The sequence below is a fragment of the Streptococcus infantis genome, from assembly GCF_047465525.1.
Taxonomy (GTDB): domain Bacteria; phylum Bacillota; class Bacilli; order Lactobacillales; family Streptococcaceae; genus Streptococcus; species Streptococcus infantis_R.
In genome coordinates this window covers 60,867-86,016 of sequence record NZ_JASGZS010000006.1, presented here as the reverse complement: position 1 = coordinate 86,016, position 25,150 = coordinate 60,867, and the positions used below count along the sequence as shown (strand labels likewise).

General features: G+C 37.9%; 27 protein-coding genes. 3 read left to right on the top strand and 24 right to left on the bottom strand.

Annotation, left to right across the window (positions count from 1 at the left end; translation table 11 throughout):
* The first annotated feature begins 90 nt into the window (after nt 1–90).
* On the top strand, nt 91–1,110 hold the full coding sequence (locus QM374_RS03430) for a hypothetical protein (protein ID WP_414310873.1): 1,020 nt from the start codon (nt 91–93) through the stop codon (nt 1,108–1,110).
* Nucleotides 1,111–1,140: 30 nt separating this feature from the next.
* Here QM374_RS03430 and QM374_RS03425 read toward each other — a convergent pair whose 3' ends face one another.
* The 10 genes from QM374_RS03425 to QM374_RS03380 all read right to left on the bottom strand — a co-directional run bounded on the left by QM374_RS03425 (nt 1,141) and on the right by QM374_RS03380 (nt 10,458).
* Nucleotides 1,141–1,947, bottom strand: coding sequence for a hypothetical protein (locus tag QM374_RS03425; protein WP_414310872.1), 807 nt, complete (start codon nt 1,945–1,947; stop codon nt 1,141–1,143).
* Between the two features lie 48 nt (nt 1,948–1,995).
* Nucleotides 1,996–2,307 (bottom strand): hypothetical protein, encoded by a 312-nt coding sequence (locus QM374_RS03420; RefSeq protein WP_000351658.1) that lies wholly within the window; start codon nt 2,305–2,307, stop codon nt 1,996–1,998.
* Nucleotides 2,308–2,345: 38 nt separating this feature from the next.
* Complete coding sequence (locus tag QM374_RS03415; RefSeq protein WP_414310871.1) at nt 2,346–2,666, bottom strand: hypothetical protein; 321 nt, start codon at nt 2,664–2,666, stop codon at nt 2,346–2,348.
* Between the two features lie 81 nt (nt 2,667–2,747).
* Nucleotides 2,748–3,629 carry a DUF4300 family protein gene (locus QM374_RS03410; RefSeq protein WP_414310870.1) on the bottom strand — a complete coding sequence of 294 codons (882 nt, stop codon included), beginning with the start codon at nt 3,627–3,629 and terminating at the stop codon, nt 2,748–2,750.
* A gap of 120 nt (nt 3,630–3,749) precedes the next feature.
* On the bottom strand, nt 3,750–4,550 hold the full coding sequence (locus QM374_RS03405; RefSeq protein WP_414310869.1) for an alpha/beta hydrolase: 801 nt from the start codon (nt 4,548–4,550) through the stop codon (nt 3,750–3,752).
* A gap of 89 nt (nt 4,551–4,639) precedes the next feature.
* Nucleotides 4,640–5,611: a DUF6892 domain-containing protein gene (locus QM374_RS03400; protein ID WP_414310868.1), complete on the bottom strand. Its 972-nt coding sequence runs from the start codon at nt 5,609–5,611 to the stop codon at nt 4,640–4,642.
* Nucleotides 5,612–5,624: 13 nt separating this feature from the next.
* A complete protein-coding gene (locus QM374_RS03395; RefSeq protein ID WP_414310867.1) occupies nt 5,625–6,011 on the bottom strand; it encodes a hypothetical protein in 387 nt (128 codons plus the stop codon).
* 410 nt (nt 6,012–6,421) lie between these two features.
* Complete coding sequence (locus QM374_RS03390) at nt 6,422–7,615, bottom strand: MFS transporter (RefSeq protein ID WP_414310866.1); 1,194 nt, start codon at nt 7,613–7,615, stop codon at nt 6,422–6,424.
* A 76-nt stretch (nt 7,616–7,691) separates the two neighbouring features.
* Complete coding sequence (locus QM374_RS03385) at nt 7,692–8,555, bottom strand: XRE/MutR family transcriptional regulator (protein WP_049548314.1); 864 nt, start codon at nt 8,553–8,555, stop codon at nt 7,692–7,694.
* Between the two features lies 1 nt (nt 8,556).
* Complete coding sequence (locus QM374_RS03380) at nt 8,557–10,458, bottom strand: ABC-F family ATP-binding cassette domain-containing protein (RefSeq protein ID WP_414310865.1); 1,902 nt, start codon at nt 10,456–10,458, stop codon at nt 8,557–8,559.
* A 153-nt stretch (nt 10,459–10,611) separates the two neighbouring features.
* Here QM374_RS03380 and QM374_RS03375 point away from each other — a divergent pair, with 153 nt between their 5' ends.
* Together QM374_RS03375 and QM374_RS03370 are read left to right on the top strand one after the other, a co-directional pair.
* Nucleotides 10,612–12,330 carry a phospho-sugar mutase gene (locus tag QM374_RS03375; protein WP_414310864.1) on the top strand — a complete coding sequence of 573 codons (1,719 nt, stop codon included), beginning with the start codon at nt 10,612–10,614 and terminating at the stop codon, nt 12,328–12,330.
* Between the two features lie 239 nt (nt 12,331–12,569).
* On the top strand, nt 12,570–12,917 hold the full coding sequence (locus QM374_RS03370; protein WP_049508487.1) for a thiol reductase thioredoxin: 348 nt from the start codon (nt 12,570–12,572) through the stop codon (nt 12,915–12,917).
* Nucleotides 12,918–13,053: 136 nt separating this feature from the next.
* Here QM374_RS03370 and QM374_RS03365 read toward each other — a convergent pair whose 3' ends face one another.
* From QM374_RS03365 to QM374_RS03300, 14 genes are all read right to left on the bottom strand, one after another.
* Complete coding sequence (locus tag QM374_RS03365; protein ID WP_223140898.1) at nt 13,054–13,827, bottom strand: potassium channel family protein; 774 nt, start codon at nt 13,825–13,827, stop codon at nt 13,054–13,056.
* Nucleotides 13,828–13,879: 52 nt separating this feature from the next.
* Nucleotides 13,880–14,134: a type II toxin-antitoxin system RelE family toxin gene (locus tag QM374_RS03360; RefSeq protein WP_045763285.1), complete on the bottom strand. Its 255-nt coding sequence runs from the start codon at nt 14,132–14,134 to the stop codon at nt 13,880–13,882.
* A gap of 1 nt (nt 14,135) precedes the next feature.
* On the bottom strand, nt 14,136–14,378 hold the full coding sequence (gene relB, locus QM374_RS03355; RefSeq protein ID WP_223140897.1) for a type II toxin-antitoxin system RelB family antitoxin: 243 nt from the start codon (nt 14,376–14,378) through the stop codon (nt 14,136–14,138).
* An 89-nt stretch (nt 14,379–14,467) separates the two neighbouring features.
* Entirely contained in the window at nt 14,468–15,277 is an 810-nt protein-coding gene (locus tag QM374_RS03350; protein ID WP_414310863.1) for an MBL fold metallo-hydrolase, read from the bottom strand.
* Between the two features lies 1 nt (nt 15,278).
* Nucleotides 15,279–16,628 carry a cell wall metabolism sensor histidine kinase VicK gene (vicK, locus tag QM374_RS03345; protein WP_414310862.1) on the bottom strand — a complete coding sequence of 450 codons (1,350 nt, stop codon included), beginning with the start codon at nt 16,626–16,628 and terminating at the stop codon, nt 15,279–15,281.
* Complete coding sequence (gene yycF, locus QM374_RS03340; protein ID WP_414310861.1) at nt 16,621–17,325, bottom strand: response regulator YycF; 705 nt, start codon at nt 17,323–17,325, stop codon at nt 16,621–16,623. Before yycF ends, vicK begins: the two co-directional genes overlap by 8 nt.
* A gap of 63 nt (nt 17,326–17,388) precedes the next feature.
* The gene (gene mutY, locus QM374_RS03335) at nt 17,389–18,552 is read right to left on the bottom strand and encodes an A/G-specific adenine glycosylase (protein WP_414310860.1); all 1,164 of its coding nucleotides are present in this window, start codon (nt 18,550–18,552) and stop codon (nt 17,389–17,391) included.
* Nucleotides 18,553–19,031: 479 nt separating this feature from the next.
* Nucleotides 19,032–19,496 carry an IS200/IS605 family transposase gene (tnpA, locus tag QM374_RS03330; protein WP_414310859.1) on the bottom strand — a complete coding sequence of 155 codons (465 nt, stop codon included), beginning with the start codon at nt 19,494–19,496 and terminating at the stop codon, nt 19,032–19,034.
* 229 nt (nt 19,497–19,725) lie between these two features.
* Nucleotides 19,726–20,637, bottom strand: coding sequence for a bifunctional riboflavin kinase/FAD synthetase (locus QM374_RS03325; RefSeq protein WP_414310858.1), 912 nt, complete (start codon nt 20,635–20,637; stop codon nt 19,726–19,728).
* A 65-nt stretch (nt 20,638–20,702) separates the two neighbouring features.
* Nucleotides 20,703–21,641, bottom strand: a complete 939-nt coding sequence (locus tag QM374_RS03320; protein ID WP_414310857.1) for a dihydroorotate dehydrogenase — start codon at nt 21,639–21,641, stop codon at nt 20,703–20,705.
* A gap of 10 nt (nt 21,642–21,651) precedes the next feature.
* Entirely contained in the window at nt 21,652–22,452 is an 801-nt protein-coding gene (locus QM374_RS03315) for a dihydroorotate dehydrogenase electron transfer subunit (protein WP_414310856.1), read from the bottom strand.
* Between the two features lie 250 nt (nt 22,453–22,702).
* Nucleotides 22,703–23,392: a sugar phosphate nucleotidyltransferase gene (locus QM374_RS03310; protein WP_414310855.1), complete on the bottom strand. Its 690-nt coding sequence runs from the start codon at nt 23,390–23,392 to the stop codon at nt 22,703–22,705.
* A 12-nt stretch (nt 23,393–23,404) separates the two neighbouring features.
* A complete protein-coding gene (locus QM374_RS03305; protein ID WP_414310854.1) occupies nt 23,405–24,283 on the bottom strand; it encodes a DMT family transporter in 879 nt (292 codons plus the stop codon).
* Entirely contained in the window at nt 24,273–25,148 is an 876-nt protein-coding gene (locus QM374_RS03300) for a choline/ethanolamine kinase family protein (protein ID WP_414310853.1), read from the bottom strand. The genes QM374_RS03305 and QM374_RS03300 overlap by 11 nt, the downstream gene beginning before the upstream one ends.
* Between the last annotated feature and the right edge of the window lie 2 nt (nt 25,149–25,150).

Here is a 25,150-nt window from a genome sequence, read left to right as displayed (position 1 = left end):
ATACTGATGTTTCTAGCTCTATTTCTATAGAAAATGCTATAATGGAGCTAAGAAATTGTTTTATTGAATGTTAAATAGGGGGAAGTAGTAATGTTCACTAGTATTGTTTTGGGGTTTTATGCTCTTTTCTTTCTATCCTTGTCCTTTACTATCTATCTCTATATCAGACTTCTAGTTGCGGTCAGACAAGGGAAAGATGTCCCAAAATGGATTTATAAACTTGGCCATGCTGTTCAAGGAAGAATTCACGTTGACTATGAAGAAATCACTGATGCTAATGCCCTCAAAGAGATTCATTGGTTCTTGCTAATCTATTTAATCGTAAATCTACTCGTATTGGCTGTCTTCTACTATCATGATAATAGCTTTCCTCAAGCCATTTATGAATGTTTGAAAAAACAATTTTTTATCGTACTTGTTAGTATGGTTTTAAAAAGTATTGGCAAATTTATCGTATTAGCTATAAGAAAAAACTTTCAAAACAGTCATGTCTATGCATCAACCAACGCTTTTATAGGAACAGCTTTTTTAACGAGCTATGTTTTTATGTTTTGCATGATGATGAGTGGCCTTCCAGCTCAACCTGTTCCAGTAACCATTCAAGATACTACTGTCATTATCGGTGAGAGCAAGGCTTCCGAGCTTTTGGAACAAGGCTATGCCTTTGTAGATAAAGGCGCAGAGAGCTTCATCACCAATCTCAAAAACGACCACTTCTACTACGGTCAGCTTCTCGAAGTCAAGCGGGATGATCAGTCCTTTGGCTTTATGAGCCTCACTCCCACAGGTAAAGATACTGATCAGCTCAAAAACTGCTTCATCACCTATTACAGAACACCTAAGGATAGCAAGCAATTAGAAAAAATTTCCATCAATCATGTCAAGCTAGCAAATCTCAAACTCCAAGATTTTCAAACACGAAAGTTAATCGATATCTTTGAAGTCAATCCTGCTGATTATAATGTCTCTGATAAGGATAACAACTTTATCCTAACCATCCAAACAGCAGATTACGACCTCTGGAAAAGGTACAGGATTGAAGCCAAGTTCAATTCAGATGGTTCCCTAGATAGTTATGGTGTCAGAGCCCAGCACAGCATGTGGGAATAATTGACCATTTTCCCCTTTATCACATAAGCATTAAACTGGAAAAATATCGTCGACAAGTTTGTAGGTTTCGATGAATCGAAGGCCAGAAGAGCCTTTATCTCTAGTGATTTCTTCATAAATATCTTCTAAATTTTGGGCAGGTGCCAGCATCCAAAGACTAAAAGGTCTAAGTTTCACCTGTCCAATTTTTTCAATATTTTCTAATAATTGCCCTAAATCTTTGTGATTGAACCAGCAATCTGTAACCAGAGCAAACTTTGTATTGTCCATCTTACAGGAGATATGACTGGTCAAAAAATCATCGATAGTGGGCTTTTTTGTTTGTAAGAGGCGCGTGCAAGCCAGATGGTACTCAAGCTTTCTAGGACTCTGCTCAACCAGAGATACAAAGACAAGACCATACTCATCTTGGAACTTAACTGCAAGGATATCCCCTTCTTCAAAATAAGGTTTGCGTTTAGTTTTGGCTTTAGGGACCTTTAGAGGCCTAGGATTTTCAGTTAGCAACTGGATAGCAAGTTTATCCAAGACCTTTTGCCTTTGCTTCAAAGCCTTTGGATCTATTTCCAACCAAAATGGATCAGCCCCTTTTTTGATAAGCTCCAAGGTTTTGTCTCTGATGTCGTCTGTCAGATGGCCAATCTTCCACAGTGAGTAGGCAAGAGCTGTCCAATAAATTTCTGTAAAAAAGTCTGTTTGACAGTAATCTTTTTCCGCATCAAGGATATCCTTGATGATATTCGCTACATGTTCACCGTCTCTATAGCGACCAACTACCTCATTGTAAATGTCATAACCTTGATCACTGTCAATGATTTTAACGCCATCAATAGCCATTCTCAACTCCTAATGTTCAATCGACATCTTATTTCTAAATCTCAAAACTTATTTAATCTTATGCTTGTTCATTTTCTCTTGGAAAATATCTGTAAGAATTTGTCGCAATTCTTGAGCTTCCTTTTCAGGAAGTTGGCCTTCTTGTTCAGCTACAGCATACAACTCTGGATACTCGAGCGAGATTCTCTTAACAGTACGTGTAATGGCATGTTTTCTAACAAAAAATGGAATCCGTTTAATCATATCCTGAGGAATTAATGCGATAATCTTATCAGCAGTTTCCTTATCATTCAGCTTAGAGAAAGTTAGGCCCTTTTTAATCATCTCTTGTTCTTTTTCTGTAAAATCTTTGATATCCATTGTGTCTCCTTATAACTATTTTATTTACTACTATTATACTATTTTTTTAATTGGTCGAATGTAAAATCTCTATAAATCACTTCTTTACCAAGAACGGAATCGGTTGTAACAGGTAGTTTTTTCAGCAACTCTTGAATATCAATATCTTTGGGAAGAGGATTCAATTCTCCCAGACTATTTTCCTGAAGATGTGCTGCAAAGATAAACTCTCCCTTTTCCCAATCCATAGCACAATCATTGATAAGATCTACTGGCGACAGGTCCAGCAGTTCTTGCTCTTGCGCTATAAACGTTTCGTAAATCAATTCAAAAATAGCTTCCTTATCAATTTTTACAACTCTTAATATCTTTTCATCCATGCTTGCAGTCCTCTAATCATATCAATTTAGCTATCATTCGATTGGTAACTTCTTATCCCACTCTTTAAGCAAATCATCCTTTTAGAGTTGAACCCACTTATCATTATCCATAATAAAGGGGTTTGCTAGACCTTCACCTGTATAGTTTTCGTATTTTGTATCTAAATATTTGTAACAATCTTCCTTGGTCGCAAATTTAATGGCTTGATAAGGTTCCTCAAAGGTTAACTTTTCGACAAAGAGATAGCCATCCTCACTTGGTACAAGAATACCAACATGGCCGATAAAGAGGGATTGCCCATCCAGATCATCATGAACGACTACGGAGAGCATTCTTGCATTTTCATTAAACTTGAATTGAGAAAGGAACTGTTCCATCTTTGCAGCATGAACCTTGACATCAGTTGTTGCTTCAGTTTTAACTCTTGAAAATAGAATATCAAAGGCATCCTTGTCTTCTGCACCAAAGACTTTTCCCTTATCAATAGCATCATTATCGACAAACAAGAGGGAATCATCTTTCTCTAACTGAGGAATTTCGATGGAATTTTTCAATAAACAATAACTGTTAATACGACAGTTGGTACCTACAAAATCACCTTTTTTCGGTGTCCAAAGATTGCTAATCTTTTCTACGTCATATTCTGTCTTTGTAAATGAAGAAAAATCTCCAGTTAATCCAACTGAACCGACAGTATTGTTATAATCGTTGACAAGATTGAAAAATACCTCCACACTGTCCTTATCCAAATGCGCAGCCAAGGCTTTTCGAACTTCTTCTGCACTGGGTTTACTGTTCATATTGCTATAAGTAGCTTTCCAGGAAACTTGACCAGACTGTGTTTGAGTTACTGAAGTATCACTAGTTCCATCAGTTGTATTTTGAGTTTGACTGCAAGCTACTAAGGTCAAAAGAAGCGTTGAGCAAAGGACAATTTTTATCAGTCGATTGTTTTTTTTCATCAATTCATCTTTCTAAATATGTTTGGAGTTGCAAGCACTTTGGGCGAGCAACTATTTTAGCAGATTTTAGATAAAGTTAAGGTCATACAGGATCTTGTATCAATCTATTTTCACTCATTTCTATGGTCTTCCATATAGTTCTTTTTTGTGGGTTCTAGGTTCTAATACTGTAGCATTAGTTAACATTTCATCTCGCAGGATCTTAGAGTAAACTACCGGATTTTCTGTGATCTTGCGACAGTGAACATATCCTTGCCAAATATGAAATGTGGTATGAGGATACTTTTTAGGGAGAACTTTTTTAGCAGCTATCAAGTCGAATTCTTTTGATCCATAAAAGAAAACACAACTTTTTTGTTCCTCTGGCGTAAGGTTGGGCAAAGCTACAAAGGCACAATCATGGGAAATATGTTTGATGCTTTCTTCATCCATAGCAATGAAAGAATCCGCCATCATCACTCCTTTTTCTCCATAAAGTGATACCATCTTACGAACAGCTATATCTCTATTTCGCAAAGCTTTTCTATGCTTTGTTAACAATAAATACCTAGTAAATACATCTAGCAAAGGCGCATTTGTCCATAAACTAACCCCTTCAAAAACAAGTTTCCCAAACTTGATATCCTTATGATTCAATAATTGCAGTAACACAACTCCACCCAAGGACGCTCCAAAGGCTAAACTCAAGTCTTTTATCTGGTGTTCCTTTAGATAATCATAGATCATCTTACTTTCCTTAAGAGCTGACTCGTAAGTATCCGAAGCTGATCGCCCATGCGCGGACAAATCCGGAATAATATATCTAAACTCTTGCCCCATCTGATCTGCAATGAGGGACTTCATCCCTTGAGCCGATGATAACATCGGGTGGATTAACAATATCGTATCTTTCTGATTAGAATTAAGATCAAGAATGTTCATTATCTATCACCAGATTTCTTTCCTTTTTAGCCCTTATCCTTAAAGAACTTATACCATCCATTTATGATTTATTCAGATAAATGCTTCAATTATAATACCTTCACTTGAACCCCTTGCTTGTCGAATATTTCTTTGACATGTTCAAAATTACTGCTTATGATAGTCGCTTGCTTCAGATTTGGAAACTGTTGTAGTTCTTTAAGACTAACTTCATTTAGGTCAAAACAATCATCTTCTCCATCCCACTGAGGAATCAAATTCAGATAAATTTCATTTCCGCCATCCATATAGATTTCTTGGACTTGTTCGGCATATTTTTTGGGTATCGGAAGATCTATCATATATTCAAGTGCTGGCTGAATAATCTCCATACTTTCTGTATCGATTTCCAGTTCACTAAATTCATCCGCAAAATCATAGATGTCAAAGAAGGGTTTCAGTACTCGTAAATCGTACATCAAGACCTGGATAATAGCTAATTTAAAATTTATATTATCAAAGCGTAACACTTCTTCGTCAGTTTCTTTTAATTTGTAGCTTTCCTGCTCATGTTGGACTTCTGGGAAGTAGGAAATTGATAGTGTGTCTGTGATGGTCTCTGGAATTCCATTAAAATTTCTTCCATAAGGAGTCCATAAAATCAGGTTAAAATCCCCTACTCTCTGTCTATCAGAAATAAAATAAGGGCTTTTTCCATTACAAGTTATCAGGCATTTGCAAGGATTGAGAGGTAGTTCTCCCTCGTTCCACATGGGGCTAACCTTCTCTCCAAAATATAAATAAAGCGAAGTAATTAAATGTTCCTCATCAATATAGACCTCACAACTCTTTAAGTGTTGTTTAACTTCAAAGGAATACACAAATATGAAACCAAGTTCATCATAAATATATTTGATAAACTGCCCTTCTTTTTTGAAAAATCGGTCAGGTTTTCCAAAAACAGTTTCTATATCCTTTAATGATAAAGGGAAATGCAAGCGTGTTTCTAGAACATCGACAGAATTCCCGTGGAAATTCATAGAAAGGACCTTAGCTTTTTTCTTTCTAAAAAAATGAAACATTTAACTCACCTTCTTAAGTTTCCTCTAGATAAATTTTAACTGCTAAATATTCCTCTTCTTTAGCATAGGCAAATACTTCTGAATTTCTAATGTAGTCAAAAATATTTTCCTCTAAATCTTCATCCCAGGTTGATTCACTAAAGATTTGATTGTCTTGACTAGCTTCATAAAGAATATCCAGGTGAACTTGATAAAATTCTTCGTCTTCATTCGGGGCTTGCCTTACTAAGGATATTTGAAACAAGGGTTTATCAGATATACTGGTAAATGTCCCTGTTTCAAACAAAATCATCTCATCCTCAATAGGATCACGACACAAGTCTTCAAAGATAGCTACCATATCCTCCAAGGACATTCTATCAGTGATTCTTTCTTTTAAAAATTTAAGTGATTGTTTCATGCTTCTCCTCTTTCTAGATGGTTTTCGTTCTTAGAATAATCCTATTAAAAAATTGAATTCTTTCACCTTTTATTATACTACATAAACAGAAAAAAAGACTGAAGCAGATGGCATTCACGGATCTATACTATTGTAATCGGTCAATTCTCTAAAATGATTACCTAGTCCATTTTATTGTATACAGATGAGGTGTTATTTGAGCGTGTCCTTTTATAACTCAATTAGTATTAAAAATAAGATAGAAACTTCAGGATGTCTACTGTCTTGTAGCATTTTTTTAACCTTGATAAGTTTAACAAATCGTATAAAATAGTTAAAAAGTCTTTAAAATTAAAAAAATGTATAATATCAAGACTTCAATGAACTGATACGATACATTTTATAATGAAAAGATTTACTCAATTTTATCTTCAATTTTGGTTTTTCTCACTCGAATCCTTCTTCTGTCTTTGAATATAGACTATCGATACCAACGAAAGAAAAATAACTCCAAGACCGATAATTAAAAAGGAAGCTAAATGAACGCTCGGTAGAAAGGTCATTAACCCTTTCGCAATCGGCATAAAGAGAATTGCCAGTGTAAAAATGGTGCTCAATACCCTCCCCAGATATTCTCCGTCAACCTTGGTCTGTACCTGTGTAAAGAAGTGAATATTAAAAATTGTCATAAATAATTCACAAACTAGGTTTCCTGAAAAAGTGAGATAATTAGGCAGTGGTAAGCCCATCATGAAAACTCCTACTCCTGTGAGGATCAATAAGAACAAAAGTGTATTCATAGTTGATTTAAATTTATTTGCAATCAATGCTCCGATGATTGAGCCAATTGCACCCATGGTTAAGATAGTTGCATAGGCTCCGTCTACACCATAGAGTTTATTTGAGAAAGGGAGCAAAAACTCAAAAGCTGCAAAAAAGAAATTCACACTGGAAGCCACTAACAAGAGAAAGAAAATTTCTTTTTGATGCCAGATATAGTGCAAGCCATCTTTGATATCTGCAAAAATATCTTTCCCTGTAAAACTCTCCTGCTCTTGAACCTTTGGTTCTTCTTTGGGAAGTAAAGCCACTAGGGCAAAAGAGATGAAAAAGGTCAAAGCATCTAATAAGAGCGTCAGATGGAGACTAGCAAATTGTAAAACAAGGAAAGAAAGCACCGGAGAACTGACTCCTACAACCTGTAAAACTAACTCCAAGCGAGAGTTATAGGTCACTATCTCGTCCTTTGCTACGACTTCCGTTATAATAGCTTTATTGGCAGGCCGAGAAAAAGCAAAGGCAATGGCCTGGACAATATTAGCAAAGATCAAAGCTCCAATCATCCAGTTATCATTTCTGATAAAAGAAATGGCCAGACAGAGAATCCCACAAACCAAGTCTGTTGTCATCAAAATCTTGCGACGCGAAAAACGGTCTGAAATCACACCTCCAAAGGGATTAACTAGTATGGATGTAACGAGTTCAGAGATCTGATAAATCCCTAAAACGGTTTGCCCAATCGTTCCCATCGATGCCAACCAAACACTATTTCCATAATCATAGAGCATATTTCCTATCTTGTTTATAGCTCCACGACTAATTAACTGTACTGCGTATCGATTCATAAAAACTCCTCTCAAATTTTGAAACTATTGTATCAAAACTTGGAGGAGTTTCTCATTTTTCCCATATTTGGGAAAATTAATCTTTTACAAATTTATCATAATGTTCCTGATAGTAGGCTACCTGCTCTGGAAGACCTAGTAGGACAAAAATACGCATGGCCTCTTGCATTTGGCTACAGCCTTCTTCTTTTTGGCCCTTCTGATAAAGGGAAAAGCCTTTAAGAAAGTGGAAAACATTACGCTCATAGAGTTTGATGCTCTTACCTATGATCTTCACTATATACGCTTCAAAGTAGCTGGCATTTTCAAAAGCAAGATGTTCTAAACAATGCTGGTAACAATTAAGGGCTAAAATCAAGACCAGTTTTCGATGGCGTCCAATTTCTTTGTAGAAATCCTCCCTCTCCATCACTTCTCTACCAAGTCGAGCAACATAGTCCACATCATAAAAGCTATAGAGATTGCCAAAGAGGATCAACTCATACATGGTCCATTCATCTGTTTGGAAAAGATAATCTGCCACCTTATCCAGATCACCTTGCTTCATAGTGAAGCTAGCATCTCTTTGACAAATCAGACCTTGTAACAAAATCCAGTTCAGCTCAAAATAGAGGGGTTTTGTTGAACTCTTAGCCTTTTCAAGTTGTTCTTCTTGAAGTTTTTGAAAACCTTCAATATCATTTGAGTAGTAAAGTGGAATAATCTGAGCCATCAAGCCGACATGCTCATGATGTTGAAAATTTCTAGTCTTATCCATAAAATTCTCAATCGTCACGTGAATATTATCTAATATTTCAAAGAAACGAGATGCAGCCAGATCCGACTCCCCCAATTCAAAGCGGGATAATTGGGAGGTCGAACAGGCCTCTCCTGCAGCTTCTTTTAGAGAGTAATTTTTACTGATTCGAAATTCACGAAAAACTTTTCCAAGATTTTCCATCTTACACCTGCTCCGATAATTCTTCCCACTCTAGCATTGCTTCTTCTTGACGCTGGCTAATTTTATCCAGTTCTGCTTGTAATTGCATGAGTTCATCTGCATCATTGGTGGTATGCATTTGTTCAGAGATAGCTTGGGCTTGAGTTTCCAGTTCTTCGATTTCTGTCTCAAGACTTTCAATTTGTCTCATTAACTTACGAAGTTCTTTTTGACTTTCCTTTTGAGCTTGGTAGTCATTAACTGGAGAAACCTCATTTTCTTGGCTAACAGCTGCCGCTTCTTCCGCTTGGCTAGCTGCTAGCTCTGCTTTTTTATCAACATAATAGTCATAATCACCTAGATAAAGGGTTGACCCGTTCTCAGATAATTCCAACACATGAGTGGCCACACGATTGATAAAGTAACGGTCGTGGCTGACGAATAGAAGAGTTCCATCGAAGTCAATCAAGGCATTTTCTAGCACTTCCTTGCTATCAATATCCAAGTGGTTGGTCGGCTCGTCAAGGATCAGAAAGTTGTTGTTTTCCATAGACAATTTAGCCAAAAGCAAACGAGCTTTCTCTCCACCTGAAAGCATGCCAACTGATTTTTTAACATCATCACCTGAGAATAGGAAGGCACCTAGACGATTACGAATTTCTAGTTCAGGAGTCAGCTTGAAATCATTCCAGAGTTCGTCTAAGACTGTATTGCTCGGTGTCAGTTTACTCTGAGTCTGGTCATAGTAACCAACCTCAACATTAGCACCAAAGCGCTTCTCACCCTTGATAAAGGGAATCTGGTCCACAATGGATTTTATAAAGGTTGATTTTCCAATACCGTTAGGACCAACTATAGCAATGGCATTCATCTTACGAAGATCAAGGTTGATTGGCTCTGATAAGATTTCACCATCATAGCCAATAGCAGCATTTTCAACTGTCAAAACGACATTACCAGATACCCTATCAGAATGGAAGGTCATATTAGCTGACTTTTTCCCAGCTTCAGGCTTGTCCAAACGCTCCATTTTTTCTAATTGTTTGCGTCGAGATTGGGCTCGTTTGGTTGTCGATGCTCGAACAAGATTTCGGTTAACAAAGTCTTCTAAGGCAGCAATTTCCTTCTGCTGCTTTTCGTAGTTTTTGGCTTCAGTTGCGAGCTTCTGTTCCTTCTGCTCCACAAAACTTGAGTAGTTTCCTACATATCTATCTAAAGAATGTTTGGTTAAGTCGAGTGTTATGGTCGCAACCTTATCGAGGAAATAACGGTCATGGCTGACGATAATCAAGGCACCACTGTAGTTGACCAAATAGTTTTCTAACCAGGCAATAGTTTCAATATCTAGGTGGTTAGTCGGCTCGTCCAAGACCAAGAGATTAGGCTTTTCAAGAAGCATTTTGGCTAGCGCTAGACGGGTATTTTGACCACCGGAAAGCTCAGCGATTCGCATCTGCCACATAGATTCGTCAAACTTGAAACCATTTAAGATAGAGCGAATATCGGCTTCATAGGTAAATCCTCCAACCTGACGGAAATTTTCTGATAGGCGATCATAGTCAGACATAAGTTTGTCTAATTCTGCACCAGTCTTTTCCCCCATTTCCAACTCCATCTGTCGAAGTTGTCTTTCAGTACGACGCAAGTCATCAAATACATGTAGCATTTCATCGTAAATAGTGTTTTCAGACTCAAAGCGACTATCCTGTGCGAGATAAGAGAGGGAAATATCTTTTTTCTTATTGATTTCACCAGTGGTTGGCTCCTCTTCTCCAACCAATATCTTGAGTAATGTAGACTTTCCTGCACCATTTTTTCCAACGAGGGCAATTCGGTCTCTTTCATCCACTTGTAGGTTTATATTATCAAAAAGAACCTCTCCTGCAAAAGAACGTTCAATTTTATTAGCTTGTAAAATAATCATACAAGTAGTATAGCATGTTTCCCTAAGGCATTCAAGACTCGATAAACAGGCATATGTCACTACTTTTCTGAAAATTATGCTACCGTTTTACTAAAACGCTAAAAAGTGCTATAATGTGAACGGTTAGAACAATTTATAAAAAGGAGAATTTTAATGTCTTACCAAGAGAATTACCAGAAATGGGTTGATTTTGCGGAGCTTCCAGACTACCTTCGTCAAGATTTGGAAAATATGGACGAAAAAACTAAGGAAGATGCCTTCTATACAAATCTTGAATTTGGTACTGCAGGTATGCGTGGCTTGATTGGCGCTGGTACAAATCGCATCAACATCTATGTTGTTCGTCAAGCTACTGAGGGATTGGCTCGTTTGATTGAGTCAAAAGGTGGAAACGAAAAAGAACGCGGTGTAGCAATTGCCTACGATAGCCGTCACTTCTCACCTGAGTTTGCCTTTGAATCTGCGGCAGTTCTTGCTAAACACGGCATCAAATCTTACGTATTTGAAAGCCTTCGTCCAACTCCAGAACTTTCATTTGCCGTTCGTCACCTCAACTGTTTCGCAGGTATCATGATCACAGCTAGCCATAACCCTGCTCCATTTAACGGTTACAAGGTTTACGGTGAAGACGGTGGACAAATGCCTCCACACGACGCGGACGCTTTGACTACTTATATCCGTGCAATCGAAAATCCATTTGCAGTTGAGGTTGCTGATGTGGAAGCTGAAAAAGCTTCTGGCTTGATTGAAGTTATCGGCGAAGCTGTCGATGTAGAATACCTCAAAGAAGTCAAAGACGTAAACATCAACCCAGCCTTGATTGAAGAATTTGGTAAAGACATGAAGATTGTCTACACACCACTTCATGGTACTGGTGAAATGTTGGCTCGTCGTGCTCTTGCCCAAGCAGGATTTGACTCTGTTCAAGTCGTAGAAGCTCAAGCAACTCCAGACCCAGACTTCTCAACTGTTAAATCTCCAAACCCAGAAAGTCAAGCAGCCTTTGCTCTTGCAGAAGAACTTGGTCGCCAAGTTGGTGCAGATGTTCTTGTGGCAACTGACCCAGACGCTGACCGTGTTGGTGTTGAAGTTCTTCAAAAAGATGGTAGCTACCTTAACCTTTCAGGGAACCAAATCGGTGCCATCATGGCAAAATACATCTTGGAAGCCCACAAAAACGCTAGAACTCTTCCTGAAAATGCAGCCCTATGTAAATCTATCGTATCAACTGACTTGGTAACGAAGATTGCTGAAAGCTACGGCGCAACTATGTTCAACGTCTTGACTGGTTTCAAATTTATCGCTGAAAAAATCCAAGAATTCGAAGAAAAACACAATCACACATACATGATGGGATTTGAAGAAAGCTTCGGTTACTTGATTAAACCATTCGTACGTGATAAAGACGCTATCCAAGCCGTTCTTGTCGTTGCTGAACTTGCTGCCTACTACCGTTCACGTGGTTTGACACTTGCAGATGGTATCGAAGAAATCTACAAAGAGTACGGCTACTATGCTGAAAAGACAATCTCTGTTACCCTCTCTGGTGTTGACGGTGCTGAACAAATCAAAGCAATTATGGCTAAATTCCGCAACAATGCACCAAAAGAATGGAATGCAACAACTATCACTGTCGTTGAAGACTTTAAAGCACAAACATCTACTGCCGCTGATGGAACAGTTACAGCTTTAACTACTCCTCCAAGTGATGTATTGAAATACACACTTGCTGATGGATCATGGATTGCAGTTCGCCCTTCAGGTACTGAACCAAAAATCAAGTTCTACATTGCAGTTGTTGGTGAAAGCAACGAAGATTCACAAGCTAAGATTGCTAACATCGAAGCTGAAATCAATGCCTTTGTAAAATAAAAAACTATTTAAAGGTCGGGAAAAATCCTGACCTTTATTTTTGCTAGTAAAGATGAAATGATATCTGACTGAAATTTTTATCTCATTTAACTGGAACGCTCAATCCTTACAGCACAAGGATTAGTAAATCGACACTTGGTCTACTGGTTTCTGTCCAACAATCTAATTTCGTATCAAATCTAAGCAATTTTAGAAACTTTATGGCATACTAGACATATCAATGAAAGCGAGGTAATCTCATGGAACAATTTTTAGAAAACATCAAAGATCTTGAAGTTACAACTGTAGCGCGTGCTCAAGAAGCACTTGACAAGCAAGAAACTGCAACTTTCTTTATCGGACGCAAAACTTGTCCTTACTGCCGTAAATTTGCTGGTACATTGGCTGGTGTAGTAGCTGAAACCAAAGCGCACATCTACTTCATCAATAGCGAAGAACCAAGTCAACTTGAAGCTTTACAAGACTTCCGCTCACGCTATGAAATCCCTACTGTACCAGGATTCGTCCATGTTGCAAATGGACAAATCAATGTCCGTTGCGACTCTTCAATGTCAGCTCAAGAAATCAAAGAATTTGCTGGGTTGTAAGAAACTTAGTTTAAATTGAATTTTAGGAGATAATCCAATAATTTTTTTCATGTTAAAACGCATAATATCAAGGTTTATGAACACCTGATATTATGCGTTTTTTGATTTTATAGACTGTTGAAGAACTATTTGTTTGCTAACTTTTTTTCAGCAATTCTTTAACCATCTGATTCAGCTCCTCAAGCTTTTTATCTTGTGATTCTATTAATTGTCTTTGATTCTCAATTTCCTTATAAAGTTTATCAAGATTTATTTGAGTTTTAGATTCATCCTTAACAAAAAAATTAGTTAAAGAACTTGTTAGCATTCCTATTGTTCCAATTCCAACTAGCATCAATAATACAGCTAGCCATTTTCCAAATAGGCTACTCGGTACAATATCCCCATATCCAACAGTTGTAACTGTAACAAGTGACCACCATACACTATCAGAAAATGACTTCTCTTCAACAACTGATAAGATTGAACTACCAACTAGAACGATAAAAAAATTGACATACAGAATGTAAATTAATCCATTTGTTCTTAGAAAAATTTTTAGCTTTTTCTCTAATTTGCCAGTAAGACCTATAATTCTTAATAACCGACTTAGTTTTACTAACTTTGTTAAGCGTGCAAGACGGAAGATCCTCCCCAAACGAAAAACTGTAAAAATAGCATTCAAAGGCAGAATTGCAAGCAAGTCAAAAATGTTGTTTATAATAAATGACCATTTACTTTTGGAAATACTAAATCTCCAAATATAATCGACAAGAAAAACAAACCATATGACTAAGTCTATAATACTGTATGGAGGTTTCTCAAGATCAATTAAATCTGTAAAACCAAGTATTACTAAAACAACTGATATTAAAGCTAATATTATAATACTAGTATCGTAATAGGCTTTTATCTTCCACTTGTTCTGCAATCTGTAAACTCCTCTTGTTATAAAAAGTAAATAAAATAGTTTAATGGGAATTCTAATAAATATCTCTACGATGACCAACTTCCAGAGTAGAGACTATCAGTTCATCATCTACAATTTGCACAATAACTCGATAATTACCAATCCGGTACCTCCATTGACCACCTCTATTCCCCACCAAAGCTTTCCCATGACGTCTTGGATCCTCTAAAACGTTATTTTCTAGATACTTTGTAATTAATATTTGTGTATAACGATCTAATTTCCTTAGTTGTTTAATAAATCGTCTTGTTGGAACTAGCTTATACAAGTTAATCTTCCTCCAGACCTAGATCATGCATCATTTCTTCCCAAGTAATGGGTTTAAGCCCTTTTTCCAAATCTTCTAAATACTCTTGATAAGCTAAATCTGCTACACGAGCATCATATTCATCCTCTAAAGCTTCTAAAGTTTTTGTCCGTATCAACTCTGATAGAGAAACTCCTTCAAACTTAGCCATGGCTTTCATAAATGTTTTATCTGCTTCGGAAACTTTTAATGTAATAGTCGTCATGTTTCTTCTCCTATAACTATTGGTAACACTATTGTATTACTTTTTAAGAGCTCAGTCAAGATAAAAAGAACACCTCTCGGCGTTCCTTGCTATATCTCCGTCAATGGTGTTGCGGTATCTGGGGAAGTATCGTAAACTTGAAAGTCTACTCCAACTCCAAGATCTGCTTGAGCTAACTGATTGACCATGGTCATGTGGGCCAGTTCCTTGATATTATTCTCCCTAGACAAATGGCCTAGGTAAATCTTCTTGGTACGATTACCTAGTGTACGAATCATGGCGTCTGCTCCATCCTCGTTTGAGAGGTGACCAAGGTCAGACAGGATGCGTTGTTTGAGTCGCCATGCGTAAGATCCTGCTCGCAGGATTTCCACATCATGATTTGACTCGATCAGATAGCCATCTGCATTCTCGACAATGCCAGCCATACGGTCACTAACATAGCCCGTATCCGTCAGCATAACAAAGCTCTTATCATCCTTCATAAAACGATAAAACTGGGGCGCGACTGCATCATGACTCACACCGAAACTCTCGATATCGATGTCGCCAAAGGTTTTAGTTTTTCCCATCTCGAAAATATGCTTTTGCGACGAGTCAACCTTACCGAGATACTTACTATTTTCCATAGCCTGCCAGGTTTTCTCATTGGCATAAAGATCCATGCCGTACTTGCGAGCCAGAACGCCCACACCGTGGATATGATCTGAATGCTCATGCGTTATCAAGATAGCATCCAAATCCTCTGGTTTGCGGTTAATTTCACTCAATAGGCTTGTAATTTTTTTGCCAGATAGGCCCGCATCTACTAAAATTTTCTTTTTTGGTGTTTCCAAGTAAAATGAATTTCCACTGGAACCCGATGCTAAAATACTGTATTTAAAACCGATATCACTCATTCTAGTCTTCTAGTTCATCCTCCCAAATCTCTTCTTTCACGGCGTCCTTATCGTATGGAAGTACGATAGTAAAAGTAGAGCCCTTGCCATATTCACTCTTGGCCCAGATAAAGCCTTTATGTTGTTTGATGATTTCCTTGGCAATAGCCAATCCTAGTCCTGTTCCACCTTGGGCACGACTTCTTGCTCGGTCTACTCGATAGAAACGGTCAAAAATCTTCGGCAAATCTTGCTTTGGAATCCCTAGACCTTGGTCGGAGATGGACAAAATCATCTGATCATCTGTAGTCTTCATGCTTACAGTGATTTTTCCACCATCTGGTGAATACTTGATAGCGTTATTCAGGATATTGTCAATCACCTGGGTCATCTTATCCGTATCAATCTCAATCCAAACAGAGTTAATCGGATAATCTCTCACCAACTCGTACTTTTTCTCCTCATCCTGACTTTTCATTTTATCAAAACGATTGAGAATAAAGGTGATAAAGGCAGTAAAGTTAATCAACTCAACATCCAAGTGACTGGTCTCATTGTCAATCCGTGAGAGGTGCAAGAGGTCCGTCACCATCCGCATCATACGGTTGGTTTCATCCAGAGAAACCTTGATAAAATCTGGAGCAACTGGTTCTGTAAGAGCTCCTTCATCCAAGGCCTCAAGATAGGATTTTACACTGGTCAAGGGTGTACGCAACTCATGACTAACGTTCGAAACGAAAAGCCTTCTCTCACGTTCTTCCTTCTCTTGTTCAGTCGTATCATGTAGAACTGCTACTAAACCAGAGATAAAGCCAGACTCTCTACGAATCAAGGCAAAACGCACGCGCAAGCTGATATACTCGCCATTCACATTTTGGGAATAAATCATCAATTCCGGACTTTGGGTAATGAGATCTCTCAGCTCATACTCTTCTTCAATCTTGAGTAACTCTAAGATATTTTGATTAAGAGCATCATCCCTTTCGACTCCAAGTTGTCTCTTGGCCATATCATTGATCATGATGATTTGCCCACGACGGTTGGTTGCAAGCACTCCATCTGTCATGTAGGACAGGATACTATGCAACCTTTTACTCTCTTGTTCCAGATTTTCCTGAGTCAGACGAATGACTTCAGATAAGTCATTAAGATTGTTGGTGATATTGGTAATCTCTGAACTTCCCTGCATATCCAAAACCTGAGAATAATCACCAGCAATCAAATCCTTGACCTTCTGATTCAGCTGTCTCAGGCGAATATTATCGCGACGACTTTCCAGTAAGAGAAAAGTCACCAGCATAATAAAGCCTATTAGGATGAGGATAAAGATAAAGTCACTCGTCAAAATTGTTTGTTTAATTACTTCAATCATTATTTCTCATGTAATATCCCACTCCACGACGAGTTAGGATGTATTCAGGTCTACTTGGTGTATCTTCAATTTTCTCACGCAAGCGTCTAATGGTTACGTCTACTGTACGGACATCCCCAAAGTAGTCATAACCCCAAACAGTTTCAAGGAGGTGCTCACGGGTGATCACTTGACCAATATGTGACGCTAGGTGATACAAGAGCTCAAACTCACGGTGAGTCAACTCTAACTCCTCTCCGTATTTCTTAGCGACATAAGCATCTGGGAGGATCTCCAAGTCACCGATTTGCAGACTTTGCAGTTTCGTTTCAGGCTCTTGGTTATCGGCAGAAGCTAGCTCCGTACGGCGAAGTAAGGCCTTAACACGTGCTTGGAGTTCACGATTTGAAAAGGGCTTAGTCACGTAGTCATCCGCCCCAAGTTCAAGACCGATAACCTTATCAAACTCACTGTCTTTAGCTGAAAGCATGATAATAGGAACACTACTTGTCTTACGAATAGTTTTTGCGACCTCAAGTCCATCAATCTCTGGAAGCATCAAATCCAAGATAATAATATCTGGTTGCTCAGCTTCAAATTGTTCAAGTGCTTCACGGCCATTAAAAGCAGTCACAACTTCATAACCTTCCTTGGCCATATTAAATTTTATAATATCTGAGATGGGTTTTTCATCATCTACAATTAGTATTTTTTTCATTTAGTCACCTTTTTCTTATCTCATTATACCAAAAAAATGTAAAGAAGACACGAAAGACCGATGCTAGTGGCTTCTTTTCAAATAGGCTTGCCAGATCTTTTGCTGGGGTTTGGCTAGAGGATAATTGATAAATTCTTCTGGACTTAACCAAAGAACTTCTCTATCAACATATTCCTGTGTCTCAGTAACTTGTCCTGCAATTATCTGGATATGCCATTTACGATGGCTAAAAATATGCTTGACCTCTTCAAAACGTAAGTCTTGCCAATCAACTTCTAAATCATAGTCTTGTTCAAAACTCTCCTGTGGAGATGGTCCCAGTTCTAGAATTGGCTCCGCTACTTGACTAAAAAGGTCCAGGTCCTGAGTCTGGTCTGAGAATTCATCAACTTCAATCAAGGGAAAATGCCAAAATCCAGCCAAGAGTTTTTCACTCTCATTCTTCTCTAATAGAAACTGACCCTGACTATTTTGCACTACAAGAGCCTTTAGAAAAATAGGAACTGGCTTTTTCTTTGGAGCCTTAATGGGATAGCGATCCATGGTCCCATGTTGGTAAGCAGCACTGAACTCCTTAACAGGACTCTCCTCAGGTCTTGGATTAACAGGAGCCTCAATATCTGAACCTAAATCCATCAAAGCCTGATTGAAATCACCTGGACGATCAGGATCTATTAGAACTTCCATCATCGCTTGAAATATTTTTCGATTGCTAGGATTTCCAATATCATAATTGACTTCAAACAAACGTGCCAAAACACGCATGACATTGCCATCTACTGCAGGCTGTGGAAGGTTAAAGGCAATACTAGAAATTGCACCAGCTGTATAAGGACCAATCCCTTTTAAGCTTGAAATACCTGCATAAGTTGACGGAAACTTGCCTTCAAATTCACTCATAATCTGTTGAGCAGCTGTTTGCATATTGCGGACACGAGAATAATAGCCAAGTCCTTCCCAAGCTTTTAATAAGCGTTCCTCAGCTGCATTTGCTAAGCTTTCAACAGTCGGAAACCAGTCCAAAAAACGTTCATAATAGGGAATGACGGTATCAACTCGAGTCTGCTGCAACATAATTTCAGATACCCAGATATGATAAGGATTCTTGCTTCGTCTCCAGGGTAAATCACGCTTGTTTTCGTCATACCAGGCTAATAATTTTTGACGGAAAGAAAGAATCTTGTCCTCTTCCCACATGGTCACACCATATTTCTCCAAATCTAACATATTTCTAGTATAGCATAACCTTTTAGGATACTCAAAAAATCAAGATAGACATTGAAGAAAACACTTTTCTATCATAAAATACAACACTTATTAGTTAAGTAAAATGGAGAAAAGATATATTCTGTTCATAATACTCTAATTTTTATATAGCTACTTGTCAGTTTTAATTTTAAATGTTGACTTAAGTTAAATATAGTGGATTGAAATAAGATATAAACAAATTGATTAGGGGAGTCAAATCAATTTCTAGCAATGTTTTAGAAGTCGAAATGAACTATTCTTTATTTAGCCTACTATAATAGTTATGATGATTCCCCAAACTTAAGCTAAAATACAAATCATAACCACCCGTCAAACGGGTGGTTTGTACCAGGGCTATAAGCCCAAATTACCAGCCAGCGCCTAAAGACGCTGGCTTTCACGTTGTTCAAGCCTCATTGCTCTTGACTCGTCACTTGCCTCTTAAAGAGGAGTGAGTATTACTTACCACTATCCCTAAAGGGATCCTCATATTCTTTCACACTTAATTTATCTAGTGCTATATCATGCTTTTCCTGATCTTGTATGTATTTCCTTATCGTGGCTTCATTAAGCCCTACTGTACTCACATAATAACCTTCCGCCCAGAAATGTCGATTTCCAAACTTGTACTTGAGGTTGGCGTGTTTGTCAAACATCATGAGTGCACTTTTACCCTTTAAATAACCCATGAAACTAGAAACACTTATCCTTGGTGGAATACTGACTAACATATGTACATGATCGGGCATCAAGTGTCCTTCGATAATTTCAACTCCTTTATAGCTACACAAACGATGAAATATTTCACCTAAACTACTCCGATATTGATTATAGATGACTTTTCGTCTATACTTAGGGGTGAACACAATGTGATACTTACAGTGCCACTTTGTGTGTGATAAACTATGAGACTTTTGTGCCATGGTTTTCTCCTTTCGCTTTACAATTGGCTTGAACACCTTTATTGTATCGCGTTTGGAGTTTTTTTGGTATAACCTTTGACGCGCACCCGCATAGCGGGTGGTTTTTTTGTCTCGCACCTAACGGAGCGAGACGGACTGAAAGTCACATAATAAAAACACCCCAAAAGTTAGATTTTTATGTCTAACTTTTGGGGTGCAGTTCAATCCCAAACTCTACTATTTTTTGATTTTATTTTCTAGCTATCTTTTCATCTTCTTCTAGTTGCTTAACTAATTGATCAACGCTATCAAATTTTACCATATCACGGATACGGTCCAACCAGGAAACGATGACAGTTTCCCCATAGATATCGTCGGAAAAATCAAAGATATGAACTTCAAAACGCTCTTCTTCGCCATCAAAGGTTTCATTTTTACCTAGACTCGCCATACCACGATAGACTTTTCTTTGAATTTCAACGTCAACAGCATAAACACCATCAGCTGGCATATATGTCCTATCCAAGTTGACTAGATTAGCTGTCGGGAAGCCAATAGTTCGACCTCGAGCATTTCCGTGAACCACTACACCTCTCGTTGGTAAAGGGAATCCCAAAAGTTTGCCTGCTTCTTTTACATCTCCTTCTAGAATGGCTTGGCGAATGCGCGTTGAACTAATTTTCCCCTTTTCGTCCTCAACTGGTGGAACAATAACTACTTCACCATGGAAAAGTTCTTTTAAATCCTCAGCTGTTTTTCTATCTGAACCAAGAGTATAGTCAAAACCAACTACAATCGTATCTGCCTTTGCTTCCTTGACGTAGGTATCAATGAATTCTTTTGCAGTCATATTTGCTACTCGACTAGTGAAATCCATCAAATATAAGCTCTCAACTCCAGCTCTCTTCAATCTACGTTCACGTTCACTAGCATTCAAAATATGCAATAAGTGTTCAGGTGAGTATTGATTCAGAGTTAGTTTTGGTGATTCGTTAAAAGTTACTAGAGCTACTCCCTGGCGATTTTCAGCAGCAATATTAGAAGCTATTTCAAATAATTTTTGATGTCCAAGATGAACTCCATCAAAATAACCAAGTACAAGGACGTTTGGTCCTGGTGTTGCAATATCTTTTTCTGTTTTAATAGGTACTGTAATAATCATAGTATTTATTATACCAAAAAAATGGCGCTTTCAAAACAATTTAGACTGAATTCAGCATATAAAACTTAGATCAAACTTTCTTTGACTTCATTTCGCAACATTTCTAGACTTTCGATCCCGTACTTATCCATGACTTTTGGTAGATTTTCGATAATATCTGGACAAGCATATGGATTGGTAAAGTTTGCTGTACCGACTCCGATAGCTGATGCACCAGCCAGATACATTTCTAAAGCAGCTTCAGCAGAATCCACTCCTCCCATACCAATGATTGGAAGCTTAGATGTTTGAGCTACTTGACGGATTAGTTTTAGGGCTACAGGAAATACAGCAGGTCCAGACATGCCACCTGTCCCATTTGCGATAATCGGTTTTCTAGTTTTGAGATCAAAACGCATCCCTACAAGGGTATTGATCATTGTGAGACCACTAGCTCCAGCATCTTCTGCAGCCTTAGCAATGGTTACGATGTCAGTAACACTTGGAGTCAATTTGACGTAAACGGGCACTTCTGATGCTTCTACGGCAGCCTTCACCACATCATAGGCCAACTCAGGATCTTGTCCAATTAAAAGTCCATGATTCCCATGATCAACGTTAGGACAAGAGATATTGAGCTCTATAGCTTTCACGTTAGTTGCCTTAGAAATTCCATGAGATACGACCGCGTATTCTTGTTTTGAAAAGCCAGCAACATTGGCGATAATGGGAAGTTTTGGATATTCTCTTTGAAGCCAAGGTAATTTTTCAGAGAGAACGACTTCTAAACCAGGATTTTGTAGACCAATGGCATTCAACATACCAGCAGGTGTTTCTGCCACTCGTGGAGTTGGATTTCCAAACCTGGGTTCTAGGGTAGTCGCCTTGATCATGATAGAGCCTAAAAGGTCTAAATCATAGTATTTGGCATATTCTTGACCAAATCCAAAACAGCCTGAAGCAGGAATGATAGGATTCTTTAATTCTAAGCCTGGTATAGAAACTTGTAATCGATTTTCAGTCATGACACTCTCCTTATAAAACTACTGTGCCTGTTTTAAATACAGGGCCATCTTCACACACACGTTGACTAACTGTTTCACTATCAGGTACTTTCAAGACGCAAGCGTAGCAAGCCCCCATACCACAGGCCATGCGGGATTCTAGTGATAGATAAGCTCTTGGATGGTCGTAAAATGTTTGGTTGATGTATTTCATCATACCAGGTGCTCCGCATGAGTAGATTGCATCAAATTCTGTGTCAAATTCATTAATCACTACTGATACATTTCCTTGGATTCTATAAGATCCATCATCAGTCGTTACAAAGACTTTGCTGTATTGGGATAATTCATCTTCCAAAATAACTGCATCTTTAGTAGCAAATCCCAGAACTGTTGTGACATCTACACCACGTTCATCTAATTGTTTAGCTACTTCAAGCAAAGGAGGCACACCAATTCCTCCACCGACTAGGAGAACACGACTCTGCTTGTCTAAATCAGATAAGTTAAAGCCATTTCCTTGAGGTCCCATAACATCTAAGCTATCACCTGTTTTTAAGGTTGAAAAAATCGCCGTACCAGAACCTTCGATACGATAAATAAGATGGCATTGTTTATTAGCCTTATCTATAGACGAGATTGAAATCGGACGACGCAAAAGATGGGCATCATCAGGTACACGCAAATGTAGAAATTGTCCAGCTTTCATAGCTTCAACCATTTCTCCTTGAAGTACGAGTTCAAAGATTGCTGGTGCGATTTCCTTTTGAGACACTACTTTCATGTTTTCCAAGCGAATAGCACCCATGCGTTTTTTACAATTTGGATTCATACCGTTTCCTCCTTAAATTTTAAGGGGTTCAGAAAAAGAAAAACCTTGCAATCGCAAGGTTTCAGTAAGATACTTACAGAAAAGAATCAAATAAACTGTGTTTATTCGAAGTTTGTGTAATCTATTTTCTATCTGACACCTTGTGAGCCTCTCTGGACTTCCCTTAAAGGTTAAATTTTTACTAGTATACTGTATCAACCCTAAAAAGTCAAGCAAAAATAGGTAAGGTGTCTGACGTATTTTAGTTTACTTATTTTTGTGAAGAGAGAATCTTCTCCAATTTTTGATAATCTTTGACACTGTCAATTTCGTAGATAGAATTTTCTTCCAATTCCTCTACGTAAACATCTAGTTTTTTGATATTATCTTTAACCATGTTGTCCCAGTAGAGATCTACAAATTCACCACTTGCATAGGCATCATCGATAAATCCAACAATCTTCTCAGCTGTTGGGGCATCCCAGAATGACACACCACTCAAGATTCGTCCATTTTTGCTATCGACAATGATATCTTGAACTTTGTAATCATCTCCGTAAACTAGGAACCACTCATTATCACAATCTTCACGATAAACACTGAAATATGTTGAACGCTCGATATCATTACGGAACATATTTTTGAAAAGATAGTTATCCGCATCGATAACGTAGCTATTAGCCAACTCTTCTTTCACCAAGTAAAGTGAGTAAAAATTATTGTAATCAGCAAACTTATCATTAAAGACCAAACGAACGCCATACTTCTCTTTAAGGTAGTCGAATTGTTCTTTCAAATAACCTACAACGATGATAACATCATCAATTCCACGTTCTTTTAAAAATTCAATTTGATATTCAACCAAAGGTTTTTGGTTAACTTTAACCAAGGCTTTGGGAGTATTTTCTGTCATGGGTCTCAAACGAGTTCCCAAACCAGCTGCTAAGATGATCGCTTTCACGCGCTTTCTCCTTTATTCTTTAATAATAATGTAAACACCAGCCATTACGATGAGTGAAGTAATGATGGTTAATAAATTAAGGGGCGAGCCCAAGAAAATTGCTGCAAACAAAACAGTCCATACTACATAACTGACATTTAGACCAGTTGCCTTTGCTGGTTGCAATCGATTGATAGCAATGTAGTAGGCAAGGTAAGAAATCATATCAAACGCCGCAAAGACAATCAATAGACCAAACAATTGGCCATTTGCCACTTCTGCAAATGAATGATGTGTAAAGAGTACAATGACTAAATAAGACAAGAAGGATGTGACTTGTCGAATCAAGAGGGCTTCAATTTCACTGAGATCACTTTCCATAGCAAAAGAGCTAAGAACACTTTCGCTTCCCCAAGCAAGGGCACAAATCAAGGCACATAAAATTCCGATATAGAAAGAATTCACTTGCTCTGCTTTATAGGTCTGAGCAATAATCCCAGCAATGATTAGAAAGATACCAAAAATTGTATTTTTGGAAATCTTGTGCTTCAAAAAGAAGAAGGCAAGCAAGACTGAAACAGCAGGATAAATCGCCGAAACAGACGATGCTAGAGAACTTCCAATATACTTAACTGCATAGAGATTGGCCTGCATACCAATCGGACCGGCTAGTAAAGCTCCGATGATAACACTGACATTTCGAATGTTCAAGAAGATTGAAAAGCGAACTTTTCCTTCTTTAACCAGAAGATACCCTAACAAGATAAAAATACTAAGGAAGTCATGTGCAGCTGCTACTACAAAAGGCGAAAGCTCTGTAAAGATTGAAAAGATATAAGCACTAATCGTTAATCCTAATCCCCAGAACACACCTGATAGTAGCCCAAAAGAAACTCCATTTTTAGTTTTCATTTAAATCTCCTTCAGACTCTAATTCTTTTACTGCTCTATTGTAACGAGAGATTCCATAATCTCCAAAATCTGCACCATTTTCTTCCTTGTAAATAGTCCAAAGACTCCAAATGATATCTTGCAAGATTTTGTAAATACGAATTTTCTCTCTTGAAACTGGAGTCTTGTCACTCTCGTAATGACTTAAAAAGTCTTCTTCTTCTGCACTTGTAAATTCAGATTCTAGGAAGAGGGCTGCCAAATCCCACATAGGATCATTTATGGATGAATATTCCCAATCAATGAGATAAAGGTGGCCATCTGGTCCTTCTATAAAGTTTTCTGGAACCAAATCAATGTGACATGATTTTTTATCAATTCCAATTTGTTCAAGTTGGTCTTTCAGAGAAAATACTAACTTTCTGACAATTTCATAGTTCGGATAGGAAATCTCCCCTTGAATCAAGGATTCATATTTTTTTATTTCCTCAAAAGGAGCAAACTCTCCTTTTAGTTCTTTACCAGAAGCGTGAATCGTTTGTAGAATTGGTGCAATCTTTTCAAATTTGGTTTTAATGGTAGTTGAATCAAGTGTCTCAGCATTTTCAATGTATTGATTAACCTTAATTCCTGCTTCAATATCGAAAAGATAATTTTCTACATCTAATTTCAAATCTTTCAACAATGCAAGATTGAACTTCTCATTCTGGCGATCGATTAATTTATCTGTACCTTTTCCGAAAAACTTAACAATATATTGGTTTGAGCTTGTCTTAACCAAATAGTTTTGATTGGTCATCCCCCCCAATTGTTCAACGCTCTGAATTTCTTCGTCAGCTGACAATAAGGAAGCAATCTTTGCTTTAACGATTTCCTTCACAATCATCC